The sequence below is a fragment of the Synechococcus sp. CS-197 genome (assembly GCF_025128215.1).
Taxonomy (GTDB): Bacteria; Cyanobacteriota; Cyanobacteriia; order PCC-6307; family Cyanobiaceae; genus Synechococcus_C.
In genome coordinates, this window is record NZ_JAHLZC010000004.1 from 55723 (window position 1) to 71464 (window position 15742).

General features: G+C 63.2%; 22 protein-coding genes. 13 read left to right on the forward strand and 9 right to left on the reverse strand.

The features are described 5' to 3' along the window. Nucleotides 1–3 precede the first annotated feature (3 nt). Genes KQ296_RS00395 through larB form a run of 5 tightly spaced genes read left to right on the forward strand, consistent with a single transcriptional unit; the run spans nt 4 to nt 2797 of the window. A complete protein-coding gene (locus tag KQ296_RS00395) occupies nt 4–465 on the forward strand; it encodes a phycobiliprotein lyase (protein ID WP_011933623.1) in 462 nt (153 codons plus the stop codon). Nucleotides 466–471: 6 nt separating this feature from the next. Beyond that, nucleotides 472–1200: a tRNA (guanosine(37)-N1)-methyltransferase TrmD gene (gene trmD / locus KQ296_RS00400; RefSeq protein ID WP_011933622.1), complete on the forward strand. Its 729-nt coding sequence runs from the start codon at nt 472–474 to the stop codon at nt 1198–1200. Further along, nucleotides 1201–1683: a 2-C-methyl-D-erythritol 2,4-cyclodiphosphate synthase gene (gene ispF / locus KQ296_RS00405; RefSeq protein ID WP_011933621.1), complete on the forward strand. Its 483-nt coding sequence runs from the start codon at nt 1201–1203 to the stop codon at nt 1681–1683. It begins immediately after the preceding gene. Beyond that, nucleotides 1680–2135: a TIGR03792 family protein gene (locus KQ296_RS00410; protein ID WP_011933620.1), complete on the forward strand. Its 456-nt coding sequence runs from the start codon at nt 1680–1682 to the stop codon at nt 2133–2135. The genes ispF and KQ296_RS00410 overlap by 4 nt, the downstream gene beginning before the upstream one ends. Continuing rightward, complete coding sequence (gene larB, locus KQ296_RS00415; protein WP_011933619.1) at nt 2132–2797, forward strand: nickel pincer cofactor biosynthesis protein LarB; 666 nt, start codon at nt 2132–2134, stop codon at nt 2795–2797. Before KQ296_RS00410 ends, larB begins: the two co-directional genes overlap by 4 nt. Here larB and KQ296_RS00420 read toward each other — a convergent pair. The 5 genes from KQ296_RS00420 to KQ296_RS00440 all read right to left on the reverse strand — a co-directional run bounded on the left by KQ296_RS00420 (nt 2794) and on the right by KQ296_RS00440 (nt 5588). Continuing rightward, on the reverse strand, nt 2794–2940 hold the full coding sequence (locus tag KQ296_RS00420; RefSeq protein WP_186473498.1) for a hypothetical protein: 147 nt from the start codon (nt 2938–2940) through the stop codon (nt 2794–2796). The two genes, larB and KQ296_RS00420, sit on opposite strands and share 4 nt — an antisense overlap. Nucleotides 2941–3041: 101 nt before the next feature. Further along, entirely contained in the window at nt 3042–3176 is a 135-nt protein-coding gene (locus KQ296_RS00425) for a hypothetical protein (RefSeq protein WP_259726279.1), read from the reverse strand. A 129-nt stretch (nt 3177–3305) separates the two neighbouring features. Continuing rightward, on the reverse strand, nt 3306–4280 hold the full coding sequence (locus KQ296_RS00430; RefSeq protein ID WP_011933616.1) for a DUF1517 domain-containing protein: 975 nt from the start codon (nt 4278–4280) through the stop codon (nt 3306–3308). 25 nt (nt 4281–4305) lie between these two features. Further along, on the reverse strand, nt 4306–4512 hold the full coding sequence (gene thiS / locus KQ296_RS00435) for a sulfur carrier protein ThiS (protein WP_011933615.1): 207 nt from the start codon (nt 4510–4512) through the stop codon (nt 4306–4308). A gap of 14 nt (nt 4513–4526) precedes the next feature. Next, nucleotides 4527–5588, reverse strand: a complete 1062-nt coding sequence (locus tag KQ296_RS00440; protein ID WP_011933614.1) for a thiamine phosphate synthase — start codon at nt 5586–5588, stop codon at nt 4527–4529. A gap of 20 nt (nt 5589–5608) precedes the next feature. Here KQ296_RS00440 and KQ296_RS00445 point away from each other — a divergent pair, with 20 nt between their 5' ends. Next, complete coding sequence (locus KQ296_RS00445; RefSeq protein WP_259726286.1) at nt 5609–5737, forward strand: hypothetical protein; 129 nt, start codon at nt 5609–5611, stop codon at nt 5735–5737. Here KQ296_RS00445 and KQ296_RS00450 read toward each other — a convergent pair. Beyond that, nucleotides 5725–6651 carry a bifunctional riboflavin kinase/FAD synthetase gene (locus KQ296_RS00450; RefSeq protein ID WP_011933613.1) on the reverse strand — a complete coding sequence of 309 codons (927 nt, stop codon included), beginning with the start codon at nt 6649–6651 and terminating at the stop codon, nt 5725–5727. The two genes, KQ296_RS00445 and KQ296_RS00450, sit on opposite strands and share 13 nt — an antisense overlap. 59 nt (nt 6652–6710) lie before the next feature. Between KQ296_RS00450 and KQ296_RS00455 the strand changes: the two genes are divergently transcribed. Further along, the gene (locus KQ296_RS00455) at nt 6711–7271 is read left to right on the forward strand and encodes a DUF3611 family protein (RefSeq protein ID WP_011933612.1); all 561 of its coding nucleotides are present in this window, start codon (nt 6711–6713) and stop codon (nt 7269–7271) included. On the opposite strand, the gene surE is transcribed toward KQ296_RS00455, so the two are convergent. Beyond that, on the reverse strand, nt 7256–8065 hold the full coding sequence (gene surE / locus KQ296_RS00460) for a 5'/3'-nucleotidase SurE (RefSeq protein ID WP_011933611.1): 810 nt from the start codon (nt 8063–8065) through the stop codon (nt 7256–7258). The genes KQ296_RS00455 and surE overlap by 16 nt on opposite strands. 71 nt (nt 8066–8136) lie before the next feature. Between surE and pheS the strand changes: the two genes are divergently transcribed. From pheS to KQ296_RS00485, 5 genes are all read left to right on the forward strand, one after another. After that, on the forward strand, nt 8137–9144 hold the full coding sequence (pheS, locus tag KQ296_RS00465; protein ID WP_011933610.1) for a phenylalanine--tRNA ligase subunit alpha: 1008 nt from the start codon (nt 8137–8139) through the stop codon (nt 9142–9144). A 98-nt stretch (nt 9145–9242) separates the two neighbouring features. Further along, nucleotides 9243–10886: an AarF/ABC1/UbiB kinase family protein gene (locus KQ296_RS00470; RefSeq protein ID WP_011933609.1), complete on the forward strand. Its 1644-nt coding sequence runs from the start codon at nt 9243–9245 to the stop codon at nt 10884–10886. A gap of 87 nt (nt 10887–10973) precedes the next feature. Then, a complete protein-coding gene (locus KQ296_RS00475) occupies nt 10974–11882 on the forward strand; it encodes an NAD(+) kinase (protein WP_041428886.1) in 909 nt (302 codons plus the stop codon). Further along, nucleotides 11879–12574 (forward strand): winged helix family transcriptional regulator, encoded by a 696-nt coding sequence (locus KQ296_RS00480; protein ID WP_011933607.1) that lies wholly within the window; start codon nt 11879–11881, stop codon nt 12572–12574. Before KQ296_RS00475 ends, KQ296_RS00480 begins: the two co-directional genes overlap by 4 nt. Beyond that, nucleotides 12574–13026, forward strand: coding sequence for a DUF192 domain-containing protein (locus KQ296_RS00485; protein ID WP_011933606.1), 453 nt, complete (start codon nt 12574–12576; stop codon nt 13024–13026). The genes KQ296_RS00480 and KQ296_RS00485 overlap by 1 nt, the downstream gene beginning before the upstream one ends. 54 nt (nt 13027–13080) lie before the next feature. On the opposite strand, the gene KQ296_RS00490 is transcribed toward KQ296_RS00485, so the two are convergent. Continuing rightward, nucleotides 13081–13203, reverse strand: a complete 123-nt coding sequence (locus KQ296_RS00490) for a hypothetical protein (RefSeq protein WP_259726280.1) — start codon at nt 13201–13203, stop codon at nt 13081–13083. 35 nt (nt 13204–13238) lie between these two features. Then, on the reverse strand, nt 13239–14492 hold the full coding sequence (locus KQ296_RS00495) for a bifunctional cobalt-precorrin-7 (C(5))-methyltransferase/cobalt-precorrin-6B (C(15))-methyltransferase (protein WP_011933605.1): 1254 nt from the start codon (nt 14490–14492) through the stop codon (nt 13239–13241). 130 nt (nt 14493–14622) lie between these two features. On the opposite strand from KQ296_RS00495, the gene KQ296_RS00500 reads away from it, so the two are divergent. Beyond that, nucleotides 14623–15741: a DUF1254 domain-containing protein gene (locus tag KQ296_RS00500; protein ID WP_011933604.1), complete on the forward strand. Its 1119-nt coding sequence runs from the start codon at nt 14623–14625 to the stop codon at nt 15739–15741. Nucleotide 15742 lies beyond the last annotated feature (1 nt).

Sequence of the window (15742 nt, forward strand, 5' to 3'; positions counted from 1 at the left end):
TCCATGGATGAAACCGCTTTCCCCCCGGCCGATCTGGAGGCCTTTCTGCAGATGTGTGCGGGTCGCTGGATGAGCCTGCGCAGCCGGTTCGATCTGGAGGCTGCCGAGGACCAATGGCACACCAGCGACCGCGGTGAGGTCACCGTGAACGCGGCGCGCCAGGGTTCAACCTGGGCGCTCACTGTGGAAGCGGCTGATGGGGCATCCAGCGAGCTGCTGTTTGGCGCTGATGGTGCGCTGACCTTACGCTCGCAGGCTTCAGAACGCCTGGGGCACTGGCAGTTTCGGCCTGATGCCAGTGTGGAATTGGAGGTGATGGAAGGCGACACCCGCTTGCTCGAGCGCATCTGGTTCATCAAGCCCAACCTGCGGCTGCGCAGCACCACAGCCACGGCGGCGGAGGGAACCCCCGTGCAAGCCCGTTTCTGCTCGGAGATTCGGCGCGTGTCTCCGCCGCAGCCCTGATCAGCGATGGCTCCGTACCGGCTCGATGTGGTGACCCTGGCCCCGCAGGCCTTTGCGCCCATGGGTGAGTTGGGGGTGATCGGGCGCGCTTTTCACGCTGGTCGCGCGGAGCTGGTTCTCCACAATCCGCGCGATCACGCCAGCGATCGCTACCGCAAGGTTGATGATGAGCCCTACGGCGGTGGCGCGGGCATGGTGCTCAAGCCTGAACCGGTGTTTGCGGCCTTCGACGCGATTCCTGTTTGCGGGCGTCGCCGGGTGCTGCTGATGACGCCCCAGGGACATCCGTTGCAGCAAGCGGATCTGCAGCGTTGGGCCACTGACCACGATCAGCTCGTGCTGCTCTGCGGCCATTACGAGGGGTTTGATGAGCGCATCCGAACCCTTGCTGATGAGGAGGTGTCCCTGGGCGACTTCGTGCTCACCGGTGGAGAGTTACCGGCGATGACGATCATTAATGGTGTGGTGCGTCTGCTGCCGGGGACGGTTGGCAGTGCTGAATCCCTCGTGGAGGAAAGCCATAGTGATGGACTGCTGGAGCACCCGCACTACACCCGTCCAGCTGAGTTTCGCGGGATGGGGGTGCCTGAGGTGTTGCGCAGCGGCGATCATGGCGCCATTGCCCGCTGGCGTCAGGAGCAGCGGGAGCAGCGAACGGCGGCGCGCCGACCGGATCTGATGCAACGCTGGCAGCAGCGCTTCGGCGCGGACAATGACTCAGAGCACAGGGCCTGAATGACGCTTCGCATCGGTAACGGCTACGACATCCATCGGCTGGTGGCCGGTAGGCCCTTGATTCTCGGTGGTCAGCGCCTTGAGCACCCCGATGGTGTGGGGCTTGATGGCCACAGCGATGCCGATGTGCTGGTGCACGCGATCATGGATGCTCTGCTCGGGGCGTTGTCCCTGGGGGACATCGGTTTGTACTTTCCGCCCACGGATCCCCAGTGGAAGGGGGCGGACAGCCTGGAGCTGTTGCGCCAGGTTGTGGCGCTGATTCAGCAGCGCGGCTGGCAGGTGGTGAATGTGGATTCAGTGGTGATTGCTGAACGCCCCAAACTCAAACCGCACATCGAGGCCATGCGCACCGCCATTGCTGAGGCGATGGGGATTGCGCCTGAGCAGGTGGGTGTGAAGGCCACTACCAATGAACGCCTGGGTCCCGAAGGACGTGAAGAGGGTATTTCTTGTCATGCGGTTGCCCTGTTGAGCCAATGATCACAACCGCGAAGAGCAGGCTGCGCCGCGCTCTGTTTAGGGTGATCGGACCCTTGATGGCTTTGGTGATCGCGTTGGCGGGGCACGACGAACTGCGCGATACCGCCATGGCAGCGGAAAGGGGAGACGACGACGTCGCCGTGGTGGAACACCTGCGCATTCAGGTGCCTGATCAGGCGCGGGATGCCTGGATGGAGGCTGAACGGGGGAGCTGGGAGCCCTGGCTTGCCCAGCAAAAGGGATTTCTCGGTCGGGATCTGCTGTGGGATCCGCGCACAGAAGAGGGCACGCTGCTGATCCGCTGGAGCAGCCGGGACGCCTGGAAGGGGATCCCTCAGGAGGACGTGATGGCTGTGCAGGAGCGGTTCGAACAGATTGCCCGCCAGGCCCTGGGGCAGAGCCAGGGGAATCCTTTTCCCCTTGTGTATGAAGGCGAACTGCTGCCGCCATGACGGTGGATGAGGCCCGGCTCGACCTTCAGCGCCGACAGCGCCTGGGGATGGTGGAGGCCGTGTGGGGTGAGCACAAAAGTGCCGAGCAGATCGTGGCCATCCTGCGCAGCATGCGGGCTGCGGGTGAGTTGGCTCTGGTCACTCGGGTGAACCCTGTCAAGGCTGCTGCGGTTGTGGAGGCCTTGCCTGCCGTGCAATGGCATCGTCCTGCAAGCTGCCTCACGGATGGATTGCTCCCGACCCCGTCATCGGGGATGACGGTGGGCGTTCTCAGTGGCGGTACAAGCGATCGACGCGTTGCCGCTGAAGCGGAACTCGCCTTGCAGGTGCATGGAGTGGCCACCGAGGTGATGCTCGATGTAGGCGTTGCTGGCCTGCATCGACTCCTGGCGGTGCTGCCATCGCTGCAGCCCTTGGATGTGTTGATTGCCTGCGCCGGGATGGAAGGAGCTCTGCCTACGGTGCTCGCCGGGTTGGTGCCGCAGCCGGTGATCGGTGTGCCGGTGTCCGTGGGCTACGGCGTGAGTGCGGGTGGGCGTGCCGCCCTCGAGGGCATGCTGGCGAGCTGCGCCCCCGGCCTCACGGTGGTGAATATCGACAATGGCTACGGCGCTGCGATGGCCGCGTTGCGCATTCTTCGGGGCAGAGTTTCGAAGGATTAGTGCGTGAATGGATCGGGCAAGAGGTTGGTCACGGGGGCTTCGGGATCAATCTCCAGCGTGGCTTCCACCCAAAGGCGCAGAGGACGGGGTAGACGATTCTGCTGATAGCGCTGAAGCGCTTCCATCAGCACGGTGGAATTCACCCAGGAAGGCGTTCGGGCCGGCATTCTGTGCAAGCAGCAACCGCACGGTGCTGGCTGACTTCCAAACGGGCAAGAGGGACGGTTGGAGATCCGGAATCGCTTCAGGACGCTTGCTCGTGCTTGCGTCCCAAGCGACAGAGCTCGTTGCTGTGGGAGGGGGATTCGACGACCCTGAGCGCGCGCACCAGCTCATCGAGATCGTTGCGATCGAGTTCTCCGTTGGTCTGCCACTGCATTGATCGTGGATCTGGACGGGATGCAGGGGCCAAAGAACTGTTGCTTAGTAGTGATTTAAACCTATCGATGTCATGCGCTTTTTTCGCGTTTCATGACATCGATTCTGCGGAAGATTTCCTTAAACCTGATCAGAGGTGTTGGAGATTGGGGTAGGCCGTCACCAGCTCATCGGCGCTGAGCACGTCGCCGGCACCGTCGGGTTGCCAGATCACCTCGAGAGCGATGAGATCGCTCGATGCGGTTGATCCCAGGATGCGCAAGGTTTCACGCAGGTCCTCGCCGTTGTCGGCGCTCTTGAGAGTCACGGAGCGGCGGCTCGCCACCAGGAGCGTCACCACGATGAATTCATTGGTGGCGTCGGCATCCCCGCGGCTCGCGATCGTGTCAACGTTCGAGCGCACGCCACCCACGTTGGTGGTGAGCTCTTCACGCAGCTTGCTGCGCTCGGTCATCGAGAGACGATTGAACGTGGATTCAGCGGCGTTGAAAGGAACGCTGCCCGATTCGGCATTGGCGTAAACCCAAAGATCCGGCTGACGCAAAAGGGCCAGCGTCGTGTCTTGGAGCACCCGCTGCAGGCCGCTGGAGGAGCTGGTATCTGCCGAGGAGGCCAGAGCGCGCAGATCGCTTTGCAGATCTTTGGCGCTGGCCAGAAGGCCGATCTGCAGTTGCAACAGCGACACCGGACCCATGGGGATCTCCCGGGGGCCGTCGGTCCCACCGATTCCACCGCCGAGGGCCGGGCGTCCACCCCCTCCGCGGACCGCATTCACCACCACCCCGACAATCGCCATCAGCACGAGGAATCCCAGTAGGCCTCCACCGCCGAAACCGAAGATCGGGATGATGAAGGGGAAGCCGAAACCACCGCCGTAGCCCCTGCCGTAGCCGCCGTTGTAGCCGCCCCTTACGCCACCGCCGTAACCACCGCTGCGGGGCATGCTGGGCGCCCGGAAGCTGCCGCCTCCGATCCGGCCACCACGGGCCGCTTCACTGGGAAGGGGAGACAGCAACAGAAGACCCACCAGCAGCACTGGCACCATCAGGCCCGAGAGCAAGCGATGGAGCGCACGGTTGGAAAGGCGGTTCGGCGAATGGGCCAAAACGACGTCAAAAACTGAGCTGATCCTAGGAACCACCTCCAACAATGGTGACGATCTCCAGGCTGTCACCGTCCTGAACGGGTTGGGTTCCCCAGCGTTCGGGCGTCAGGATCAGGCCATTGAATTCCACCACCACCAACCTGGGGTGATGTCCGAGGGCGTCGATGACCTGATCGAGATGGGTGAGGGCTCCATTGAGCTCCCGTGCCTCTCCATTCACGGTGAGTTGCATGGCGGATCGACGGTTCAGGTGAGCAGATCCAGCAGTTGCCGGCTGGCAGACGCAGGATCCTCGGACGCCATGATCGCGCTCACCACCGCCACACGCTGGGCGCCCGCCTCACGCACCCGCGGCAGGGTTGTAGCCGTAATCCCGCCAATGGCGAACCAGGGAATGCGGGCTGCTTCGCAGGCTTCCTTCACCCAGCTGAGTCCGGCGGGGTGTCGATCGGCTTTGGTGGCTGTGGCGAAAACCGGCCCCACGCCCACATAATCCGCCCCTTGCTCCTGCGCCTCGTGAAGTTGCGCCAGCTTGTGGGTGCTGCGTCCGATCAGTTTGGCGCTGCCGAGCAGGCGCCGGGCCTCGCGGTATGGCAGATCCTCCTGGCCGAGATGCACACCGTCGGCATTCACGAGCAGCGCGAGGTCGATTCGGTCATTCACGATGAACAGGGCGTTGTGCTCGTGGCAGAGCTGCGCCAGCTGCTGTGCCTCCTGAAGCCGTAGGCCATCAGATCCGTGTTTGCGCCGGTACTGCACCAGGCTGACCCCTGACTGCAGGGCTGCCTCGACGCGTTGCACCAGCCGCTCACAGCCGTCATCGGCTCCGGGATCCGTGATCAGGCAGAGCCTGGCGTCCTCCAACTGTTGCTTGCGGCGGCTGTGCCCGCAGGCCTCGAGGATGCGCACCTCATGGTCGTAGAGCGCGTAGCGCACCGCGGCCGCCGTGCGGGCGAGAACGGCATCACCGTTGCGGGCGAATTCCTCGATCACCCGCAGGGCCTCCTGCACGCGGCTGGCGTTGGCTTTCACGATGGCGACGCTGTCGGTGCGCGTGTCTTGAGCCGGATGCCCCAAGCCCGCCGCGCTATCGGTGGCGGTGGAGCGGGCCTGCCGGTAGCGGTCGTGATGCAGCTGGCCGAGCTGTTGCCGCCAGTCCTTCAGTGGCACCACAAGATCTTGGCGATCGAGGCCAAAGCGGCACCAATCTTCGATCACGCGCAACCCTTCGCGGGCCCGATCGAGGTTGGCATCGATCAGCCTTGCCACACGAGGATCAGTGCTGGGGGCGACAGGCATCGATTCCATGGCACTCTGGGCAGGATCTCATGGCTGACGCGGCGATGGAGAACGGAGGATCGGACAGCACCATGAGCGTGCTGGTGTGGGGAATCATCCTGCTCGGAGGAATCGGTGTGTTCATCGTGTGGGGATTGGCGAACGCCTACCCGTCCTGAGCCCTGAGGGTGTCTCGGGCTGCATCGGCATCCCGTCCGATCTGGTTGCTGAGCTCTTCGAGCCCAGCAAATCGCTGTTGGCCGCGTAAACGCCGCACGGGTTCCACCTGGATCGAGCGACCCACGAGCTCCCGTTCCACATCGAGGAGATGCACCTCCACAGCTGAGGGGGAGCCGGGATCAATGGTGGGTTGGGGCCCGAGATTCATCACCGCCGGCAGCCGCGTGCCCTGGCCATCCACCCAGGCCCAGGCTGCATACACCCCTAGCCCGGGCAGGAACTTGCGGCCATCCACCTGCAGATTGGCCGTTGGCCATCCCAACCCGCGACCCAGTCCCCGTCCGCGCACCACCTTTCCCTGGAAGCTGTAAGCACGGCCCAGCAGGGTGGCGGCCTGCTGCAACTCTCCCGCACTGAGCGCTGCGCGGATGCGGCTGCTGCTCATCCGGCCATCCCCGTCCTCCAGGATTGGCACCACACTCACCGTCACCCCAGCCGCCGAGGCCAGCCGCGCCAGGGTGTCGGTGTCCCCTTCACGGCCCCGGCCGAAACGGAAGTTGGCCCCCACGGCAATGTGCCGGGCCTGCAGCGTGGATAGCAGCACTTGATCCACGAAATCGGCGGCGCTCAGTTGCGCCAGTTGCTTGGTGAAAGGCACCAGCACCAGCTGTTCGACCCCCAGGGGCTCGAGCAGATGCAGTTTTTCATCCGGGAGATCGAGGCGCAGGCGTGGCTCTCCGTGCAGAACCTCTCGGGGGTGGGGCCAGAAACTGACCACGGTGGGATGGCCGCCTGCTGGGTTTGCCGTGATGGCCTCGATCACACGCCGGTGGCCGGCATGGAGACCATCGAAACTGCCCAGGGCGAGCGCAGTGGGCGTGCGGGCCTGCTGAGGTGCGCAGAGAGGGATCAACGGGCCGTGCACGGTGCGGTGGTTGGTGGCAAGTTTGGACGACAGACGACCAAGCCCGCATGGCCGACCGGCTCGATTTCCAGCTGCTGGCCCTCGGCCTGAAGCGAACAGCCTGGATTCGCTTCTGGATCCAGACCGCCCTCGGGGTGGTGGTGGTGGGGGTGCTGCTCTTCAACAACATCGGCGGCAGCCTGTCCCGGAACGCAGACCGTGCGGTGGGACTGAGTCCGGGCCTGTCCCTGACCACCCTGTCGTTCTTTGTGTTGTTGTTCAGCCTCTGGCAAGGCTGGCTGATCGTGCGCCTGGGGCGTGCCCTTGCCAGTGGTGTGCGCCCGAGTCGCGCCGAAGCCAGTCGCCTGATCAAACGCGGGATCCTTGCTGATCTGCTGGGGCTGGTGCTGGCGGCGCTTGGCTATCAGTCGCTCGCTGGCGCCCTCTTTGTGCAGGCGTCCCAGCAGACGCCAGGGATCGCTATCGGTGGCCAGGGTGTTGCTGAAAACCTGGCGATCACCTCCCTGGAGATGCTCTCGGTTCTCAGCAACACGCAGGTGCTGTTCGCCCACCTGATTGGATTGCTGTTTTCGCTCTGGCTGCTGCAGCGGATCTACCGGACCCGCTGACCGTTGAGCTCCAGGCGGGGAAGACCGCCGAGGGGGCCACGCCAAAACAGCTCCGGTTGGATCGGTGTAAGCGAGGGGCTGTTGGCTTCAATCTGGGCTACATCCGTGGGCCAGTCCCGCGGGCCATCGCCGCCGGATTCCAGGTCTTCCACCACTTCCCCCGCAAGCCAGTAGTAGGTGCGGCCGCGGGGATCCTTGCGAGGGCTGAATTGCTCGTCGTAGCGGCGGATCGACAGGCGCGTCCAGCGCAGAGGTCCCATCACCTCTGGGCGGCAGGGGGGGATGTTGAGGTTGAGCAGCAGATTCTCAGGCCACTGATCACGCAGTGCGGCTGTGGCCACCTCCACCGCCAGGGCGGCAGCACCCTGGAAGTCGCGCCACTGGAAACAGGCACTGCTGATGGCCATTGACGGCAGCCCCTCGAGTGTTCCTTCCATCGCCGCAGCCACGGTGCCGGAACAAAACACGTCGGTTCCCAGATTCGGGCCGTGATTGATGCCGCTCAGCACCAGGTCCGGTGCCTCATCCATCAGTTCAAACAAAGCCAGTTTCATGCAGTCGGCGGGTGTGCCACTGCAGGCCCAGGCGCTGATGCCCGCATCGAACAGGCTGTCGGCTTTCTCGGCTCGAATCGGAGTCTGGAGCGTGAGTCCATGGCCGGTGGCGGAGCGCTCGCGATCGGGGCAAACCACAGTCACCTGGTGCCCTGCTGCTGCCGCAGCACCCGCCAGAGCACGGATGCCGTCGGCGAATACCCCGTCGTCATTGCTGATCAGGATCCGCAAGGGGGCCATGGAATCAAAAGTCGATGGGGCGAACCTAGTCGTGCTCACTGCTTACAGTCAGCTGCCGTCTTGTCAAAGCCGTGAGCGCCACCGTCACCCTGCAGCAGCTCACCGATCAGCTGGAGGCCCTTGAGGCCGAAGCGGCTGAGGCCATCTCTGCCGCTGCCGATGCCGAGGCCCTTGAGCAATTGCGGGTGGGTTTGCTCGGCAAGAAAGGTCGACTCTCCGGTGTGCTCGGCGCCATGGGCAAGTTGCCCGGCAACGAGCGGCCGCTGGTGGGTCAGCGCGCCAATGTGTTGAAAACCCAGGTGCAGTCGCTCCTGGGAGAGCGCCTTCTGGCTGTGAAACAGGCGGCGATGGAAGCGCGGATCGCCGCGGAAACCCTCGATGTCACCGCGCCTCCGCTGGGTGTTCCCATGGGGCATCGCCACCCCTTGATCAGCACCACCGAAGAGATCGTTGATCTGTTTTGCGGTCTTGGTTATCAGGTGGAGGAGGGCCCCGAAGTGGAGACCGACCATCACAATTTCACCGCCCTCAACATCCCTCCGGATCACCCGGCCCGGGACATGCAGGACACCTTCTATCTGAAAGACAACCTGCTGCTGCGCACCCACACCTCACCGGTGCAGATCAGGCATCTGGAAACCAACCCACCACCGGTGCGCATCGTGGCCCCCGGGCGCGTGTACCGCCGCGATGCTGTGGATGCCACCCATTCGCCGGTGTTCCACCAGGTGGAGGTGCTGGCGATCGATGAAGGTTTGGATTTCAGCCATCTGCGCGGCACGGTGATGGCCTTTCTCAAGGCCTTTTTCGGCGATCTACCGGTGCGGTTCCGTGCCAGTTACTTCCCGTTTACGGAGCCTTCCGCTGAGGTGGATGTGCAATGGCGGGGCCGCTGGCTTGAGGTGATGGGCTGCGGCATGGTGGATCCGGCGGTGCTCGAGGGCCTGGGGCTCGATCCGGAGCGCTGGAGCGGTTTTGCCGCTGGTCTTGGGGTGGAGCGTTTCTGCATGGTGCGCCACGGCATCGACGACATCCGCCGGCTTTACACCAGCGATCTGCGCTTCCTCGAGCAGTTCTGAGGCCGGGCCCGACCCCTGACGGGCCAAGTTTGCTGCCGAACGCTGTCGGATCCCAGTCTTCTCTCCATGATTTGGTGAGCAGTGATTCGGCTTGAACGGTGTCCGTGCTTTCGGTGTTCGATGGCTCCGCACGAGCTCTGGAGATTGTTCAGGTTCTCTCGAAGCATGAATGGGCGTTCCTCTCCCAGCTTCTGCGGCGTGGTGATGCCGAGGAGACCAGGCTTCCCCTGCCATCGGTGCTGTGCAACATCCTGACGGAACTGGGGCCGGTGTACGTGAAGCTGGGTCAGTTGCTCAGCACCCGCCCGGACCTGCTCGGTGAGGCCTACATCGAGGCTCTCAGTGAGCTGCAGGCGAACGTGCCGCCCGTGCCCTGGGAAAGGGTGCGTCCCCAGCTGGAAGAGCAGCTGAAGTGTGAGGTCACCCAGGCCTTTCACAGCTTCGAGCAAGCGCCGATCGCCGCGGGAAGTGTGGGACAGGTGTATCGGGCGACCTTGCGGGATGGGGTGCCGGTGGCCGTGAAGGTGCTGCGTCCCGGCATCGAGGCCCAGGTGGCGGAGGACGGCCGCTTGCTGCGCAAAATTGCCGCCTTGGCTTCAGCCACGGCCTTGGGCAGTCAATACGACTTCACGGGGTTGGCGGACCAGGTGCTGGACGCCTTGGGGCGAGAGCTGGATTTCCGCATCGAAGCCCAAAACACGCTCCGCTTGGAGCGCTGCTTGGAAGCCTCGTCGTTTGTGCCCGAGGGGCAGCTGCGCCTGCCTCAGGTGGTGCAGAACCTGTCCGGCCAACGGGTGCTGGTGCTGGAGTGGATCGACGGCGACGCCATCCTCACGGACCAGGCGCGCCACTCCCTCAGCCAGGGCCCCGGTGTTGGCCCCACCACCACGGCCCTGCTGGGTGCCTTTGTGGAGCAGTACTTCGTGGAGGGGTTTTTTCATGCCGATCCCCACCCTGGAAATTTGAAGGTGTTGAGCGACGGCAGCGTGGTGCTGCTCGATGCCGGCATGGTTGGCGTGTTCGACCCGCGCACCCGGGGCAACCTGCTGGATCTGGTGCTGGCCCTGATCAATCAGGACGGTGCCAGGGCCACCGATCTGCTCGAACAAATTGCTCCAGCGGCCCGCGGGGTGAAGGTGGACCGGCAACAGCTTCAGCGCCAGCTGGATGCGTTGATTGCCAGCAGCTTTTCCAAACCCCTGGAAGAGCTCAATTTCGCGCTGTTTCTGGCCGACCTTCTGCAGTTGGCGAACCGCACGGGTTTGCGCGTGCCCGGAACCCTTGGGCTGTTTGTGAAGTCGGTGACCAACCTTGAAGGGGTGGGTTGCTCGCTCAACCCTGCGTTCAGTTTCACCGGAGAAATGCAGCCCCTGGTGGCTCAGTTGTTGGCGCGCTCGGTGATGCTGCCCCAGGAACGCTTGATGCAGTTCGGCCTGGATCTGCGCAATTTTTCCCTTGAAGCGCCGCGTCAACTCAGCCAGCTGCTGCGGCGCTTCAGCAGTGATGAGCTGGTGTTTGCCCTGCAGCTTGAGGGGCTCGAGTCGCTGCGCGCCACGCTCGAGCGGCTGTCGCAGCGGGTGTCTCTGGCGATTCTGGTCGCCGCACTGCTGCTCAGCGCAACCCTGATGGCGTCTCTGGCGCAGCAGGAATTGCTGCGCAATGTGAGTGAGGGATTGTTCATCGGCGCCACGCTTTTCGGGCTCTGGTTGATCGTGTCTTTGCTCCGCTCCAACCGCCGTTGATTGCCAGTGGATCAACAAACATTTGCACCTGGGAACAGTCGGGGCTGCCTTCTCATAAAGTGAACTTGCTGTTGCGTGATGCGGTCGGTGCCCCGGGTTGGACTGATCGTCAATGACGGCAAGCCATTGGCGGTTGAGACCGCAACCACCATTCAGGCGCGCCTGGAGCGTGGGGGCCACGAGGTGGTGCGGGTGAGCAGCTCCGGCGGGATGGTGGGCTTCGCCAATCCCGACCAGCACCTGCGCATGCTCGGATACAACGCCTGTGTGCCGGAAGGTTTTGACCCTGCGATGGCCCTGGCGATCGTGCTCGGGGGAGATGGCACGGTGCTCTCGGCGGCGCGGCAGACAGCGCCGGTGGGCGTGCCGATCCTCACGATCAACACCGGGCACCTCGGCTTTTTGGCTGAGGCATACCTCGATGATCTCGATCGGGCCCTGGATCAGGTGCTGACGCAGCAGTGGACGATTGAGGAGCGCGCCAATCTGGTGGTGAGCGTGATGCGCGGTGATCAACGCCGCTGGGAGGCTCTGTCTCTCAATGAAATGGCTCTGCACCGTGAACCGCTCACGAGCATGTGTCACTTCGAGATCGCCATCGGCCGCCATGCACCGGTGGATATCTCCGCGGATGGCGTCATTCTCTCCACTCCCACGGGATCCACGGCCTATGCCCTCAGCGCAGGTGGACCGGTGATCACGCCGGATTGTCCGGTGCTGCAACTCACGCCGATCGCTCCGCACTCGTTGGCGTCACGGGCTCTGGTGTTCAGCGATGCGGAGCCCGTGACCGTGTTTCCCGCCACGCCGGAACGGTTGATGATGGTGGTGGATGGCAGTGCCGGCTGTTATGTGTGGCCGGAAGACCGGGTGCTGATCCGGCGCAGCGACCATCCCGTTCGTTTCGTTCGGCTCACAGACCACGAGTTTTTCCAGGTGCTGCGCAACAAACTGGGTTGGGGACTGCCCCATGTGGCCAAGCCCGATCGCGCATGACTCTGCCTGCCCCGCTGACGCAAAAGAGCGAGCAACGCCCCTTGGTGCTGTTGCTGGGCCAGGAGGCTCTGGCCCTGGCGGACCGGCTTCTGGCCTCGGGCTACCAATCCCATGCGGGATTGGCTGGCACCAGTGACGCGCCGGCGGCGGCTCTGGTGGGAGCGGATGCGATCGATCAGGTGGCCTCGCTCAGAGATCGCTTTGGCTCGATGCCGATCCTGATCGGCGTCAGCGAAGACACGATTGAGGCCCGTGAGGCCTGTTTCAGCTGCGGTGCCGATGATTTCTGGTTCACCACCAGTGGGGCCAGCGACCTGTTGCAGAGGCTGCGCCTGCACCTGGCGATTCAGGAGCGCAGTCAGATGCGTCGTCCGTTGCTGACGGTGGGTGACCTGAGTGTGGACATCAGTTGCCGGCAGGTTCGGCGTGGCCAGAGACCCATTGCCCTCACGGCCCGTGAATATGCCCTGCTGATGTTGCTGATGGAGGAGCGGGGCACTGTGGTGGGCCGCGACCGGATCCTGCGCGAGGTCTGGAACGACGAGCAGGGAGCCTCCAGCAATGTGATCGAGGTGTATGTGCGCTACCTGCGTCAGAAGCTGGAAGAGGGAGGGGACTCGCGGCTGATCCATACGATCCGTGGCCGCGGCTACTGCCTCAACGATGGTGCGCCAAGACTCGACCCCAGTTGATGGAGCTGCCACCACCACCGCAAACCCTGCCCATTGAGGCGCGCTGGTGCCTGCAGTCTCGGCCAAGGACCTGTATCGCCTTGGAAGTGGCCGATACACCCAGGGAACAGCAGCTCGGCTTGATGCAACGGCCGGCGCTGCCGCCGCTGCGAGGCATGTGGTTCCCGGCTCGTCCGCCTCGCCCCCTGCGTTTCTGGATGCTGAATACTCTTGCGCCTCTCGATCTGGTGTTCGTACGGGACGGACAGGTGCTCGACATCGTCGCTTCTGTGCCCGTCTGCCGATCACTCCCCTGCCCGTCCTACTGGGCGGATGCCGATGGCAACGGGCGGGCGGATTTCGCCGATGGTGTGGTGGAGATCGGTGCGGGCGAAGCGGCGCGCCTGGGAATCAAGGTCGGCGCTCCTGTGGCCATCGAAGCCGTTGATCACGAAAATGTAACGTTGCCGTAACGCACTCGTGCCGCTTGCGTCACGTTGGCGTTCGCTTTGGCGTTCTCTTTGGGCTCAGCCAAAGAAGCCTTTCGATTGCAGGAACAGGCCAATGGCCAGCAGCGGCCCGAAGCCGGCGATCAGCACGGTGATCTTCATGCGGATCGGGGACACCTGCTTGTTGTTCTGAATCGACATGACGGCGGATGCTGGTCTCGGCCTGATTCTGAGGCTCAGGGCTGCGCTTTCGTGCCTTTGAGGATCAGAACGGGATTCATCGGCGCCAGGCGGGTGCCTTCGGCCAGAGGCTGACCGCGCCAGGCCTGTTGCTGGCTGATCTGCAACTGCAGTTCAGCCTGCTCGAGCACAGGCCGCAGTTCGGCCAGCGCTTCCAGGGTCGCCAGGGGGATCACCACCACACCGCCAGGCCTGAGGCGATCGATCACTGCCTTGAGCAGGGTTGCGCGTTGGCGCCCGCCTCCTCCCACCAGCACGCGATCCGGATCCGGAAGCTGAGGCAGAAGCGTTCGAGCATCCCCCTCCAGTACGGAAGCCGGAGCAACGCCAAGTCGTTGGGCATTGGCCTGGATCAACGCCCCGCCGCCGCTTCGGCGTTCGATCGCCATCAGCTGCAGCTGCGGGCGCAGGCGCAGAGCCTCCAGGCCCACACTCCCTGTGCCAGCCCCCAGATCCCAGAGCACGCCTTGCTCCGGCAGCTCGAGATCCGCGAGCAGCTGAATGCGCACCTCCCGTTTGGTCATCAGCCCGGGGCGGTCGTCGTGCTGCAGGTAGTCGCCATCGGCAATCCCAAACAGCGGAAGAGCCTCCGCAGCGGATGCGGCGGGAGGTTGGGCCAGCAGCACAACCAGATGCAGGGGGTGCAGGTCGTCCGGGCAGGGCCTGGTCGCTTCGAGGCGCTGCACGCGTTCGTCGTGGTGACCGAGGGCTTCACACAGCCAGAGGCTGTAGCTGGATTCGAGCCCGCTGCCGCGCAGAATCGCGCGCACCTCTTCCACGCCTCCTCGGCCTGGATCGGTGAGCACCGCCAGGGCAGCTGGCCGTTTCTGCAACCGCTGGGCCAGGGGGCTGGGATCACGGCCGTGCAAGCTGATCCATTCGGCTCCCTGCCAGGGTTTGCCCAGGCGGGCGAAGGCCAGCTGCATGGAGGAGGGGGCTGGGTGGAAACGCAGCCGCTCGCTGCCCAGCCGCTCAATCAACACACGACCAATCCCGAACCAGAGCGGATCGCCACTGGCCAGCACCACAATCCGCAGGGTGGGCGCCAGGGGGGCGAGGGCGTCACTGAGGGCAATCGGGTCATCGCTGACCAAGCGCTGCTGGTCGTCGGCGCGACTGCCGAGCCAATCCACAAGCTGGGGCAGCAAGCGTTTTGGCGCTGCCACCAGGTCAGCGTTCTGCACCAGGTGTTGGTGCATCGGTGGTAAAGACGCCGGAGCGCCGGCGTCGGTCCCGATCACATCGATCATCACCTCATTGTGCTGATGGCGGTATTCGGTGGCGCTGATCCCGATTGGGCAAACCTTGAGAGCGGAGTTCTGCGTTAGACGGACGCCTCTTCATGCACTGGCTAGAGAAAGTTTGTGTTGAACCTTGGCAATGCCAGTGCGTCCTTTCGTCCGTCGCAGCTCCCTTGCGCTTTTGGCCTCAGCCATCACAGCAGGGGTGTTGGTGACCTCCTGCGGCAAGTCGGAGGAGAGCAAGACGGCTTCGACTGGCAGCGACTGTCCGAAAGCAGCGGTGGTTCAGGAGGGCACAACCGTGACACCGGTGACCAAAGCCAATTACGCCGTTGCCGAAACTGAAGTGATTCTGGCGGATTATGTCCGCAAGATCGCCAAGGGCACCTGCAGCGCTGGCGTGGGTGTGTTCCTCCACCAGCGCGCAGCCATGGATCCAAAAGAGCGCACCATCCTGCGCCCCAATTTCGACACCCTCTATTCCTTCGCGGTGCTCGATCTCGAGAGCCCCGCCACCGTGGTCCTTCCTGATACGAATCGCTACCAGATTCTCGAAGTGATCGATGAAGAGCATTGGATTCCCCTGATCAGTGACAAACCAGGCCGTTATGAGTTGACCAAGGAGTCAGTTGGCAGTCGCTATGCCTTTGCTTTCGTACGCACGCAGGTGAATGTGCAGGATCCAGAGGATCTCAAGAAAGCAGCTGCTGCGCAGGATGGGATCAAGCTTGAGCAAGCCAAGAAAGGTGAATTTGTCTCGAAGAAGAAATACGATATGAAGGAGATCCTTGCCTTGCGTGAGGATTACAACAAGCGTCGGGAACCTGAAGGTGTGACGTCAGAGATGGCGTTCGGAAAGAAGGGTGAATTGACAGAGGAATTGCGTAACTTTGGTGTTGCTGTTGGCTGGGGCGGCCTTCCCAAAGAGGGAGCTGTTTATCCCTTCCCCAAAGTGGTCGATTCCACTGAGCCCCACACGCTCACTTTGAAAGATGTTCCCAGTGATCCTCGTGCCTTCTGGTCAGTGACTGTCTATGACCATAAGGGGTTTTCAACCGGTGAAAGTTATAATATTAACAGTGCGTTTGCCAAAAAGAATGAGAATGGAGAATATGTGATTCACTTGGGTGGAGATAAGAGCCAGGACAATTACCTTGATATCTATCCAGGTTGGAATGTTGCTCTGCGGATTTACTCGCCGACCGAGGCCTATTTCGATGGAAGTTGGACACCACCTCAGTTTGAGCCTGCAAAGTAAT

Bases quoted from the DNA above. Each gene is read 5' to 3' on its own strand.
- thiS (WP_011933615.1), bottom strand. From the start codon at position 4,512: ATGCAACTCACCGTGAATGGAGAGGCACGGGAGCTCAATGGAGCCCTC.
- KQ296_RS00445 (WP_259726286.1), top strand. From the start codon at position 5,609: ATGGCTGACGCGGCGATGGAGAACGGAGGATCGGACAGCACCATGAGC.
- KQ296_RS00480 (WP_011933607.1), top strand. From the start codon at position 11,879: ATGACTCTGCCTGCCCCGCTGACGCAAAAGAGCGAGCAACGCCCCTTG.
- surE (WP_011933611.1), bottom strand. From the start codon at position 8,065: ATGGCCCCCTTGCGGATCCTGATCAGCAATGACGACGGGGTATTCGCC.
- larB (WP_011933619.1), top strand. From the start codon at position 2,132: ATGACGGTGGATGAGGCCCGGCTCGACCTTCAGCGCCGACAGCGCCTG.
- KQ296_RS00500 (WP_011933604.1), top strand. From the start codon at position 14,623: ATGCCAGTGCGTCCTTTCGTCCGTCGCAGCTCCCTTGCGCTTTTGGCC.
- KQ296_RS00410 (WP_011933620.1), top strand. From the start codon at position 1,680: ATGATCACAACCGCGAAGAGCAGGCTGCGCCGCGCTCTGTTTAGGGTG.
- KQ296_RS00455 (WP_011933612.1), top strand. From the start codon at position 6,711: ATGGCCGACCGGCTCGATTTCCAGCTGCTGGCCCTCGGCCTGAAGCGA.
- KQ296_RS00440 (WP_011933614.1), bottom strand. From the start codon at position 5,588: ATGGAATCGATGCCTGTCGCCCCCAGCACTGATCCTCGTGTGGCAAGG.
- KQ296_RS00395 (WP_011933623.1), top strand. From the start codon at position 4: ATGGATGAAACCGCTTTCCCCCCGGCCGATCTGGAGGCCTTTCTGCAG.
- KQ296_RS00495 (WP_011933605.1), bottom strand. From the start codon at position 14,492: ATGATCGATGTGATCGGGACCGACGCCGGCGCTCCGGCGTCTTTACCA.
- KQ296_RS00425 (WP_259726279.1), bottom strand. From the start codon at position 3,176: ATGCAGTGGCAGACCAACGGAGAACTCGATCGCAACGATCTCGATGAG.
- ispF (WP_011933621.1), top strand. From the start codon at position 1,201: ATGACGCTTCGCATCGGTAACGGCTACGACATCCATCGGCTGGTGGCC.
- KQ296_RS00490 (WP_259726280.1), bottom strand. From the start codon at position 13,203: ATGTCGATTCAGAACAACAAGCAGGTGTCCCCGATCCGCATGAAGATC.
- KQ296_RS00485 (WP_011933606.1), top strand. From the start codon at position 12,574: ATGGAGCTGCCACCACCACCGCAAACCCTGCCCATTGAGGCGCGCTGG.
- trmD (WP_011933622.1), top strand. From the start codon at position 472: ATGGCTCCGTACCGGCTCGATGTGGTGACCCTGGCCCCGCAGGCCTTT.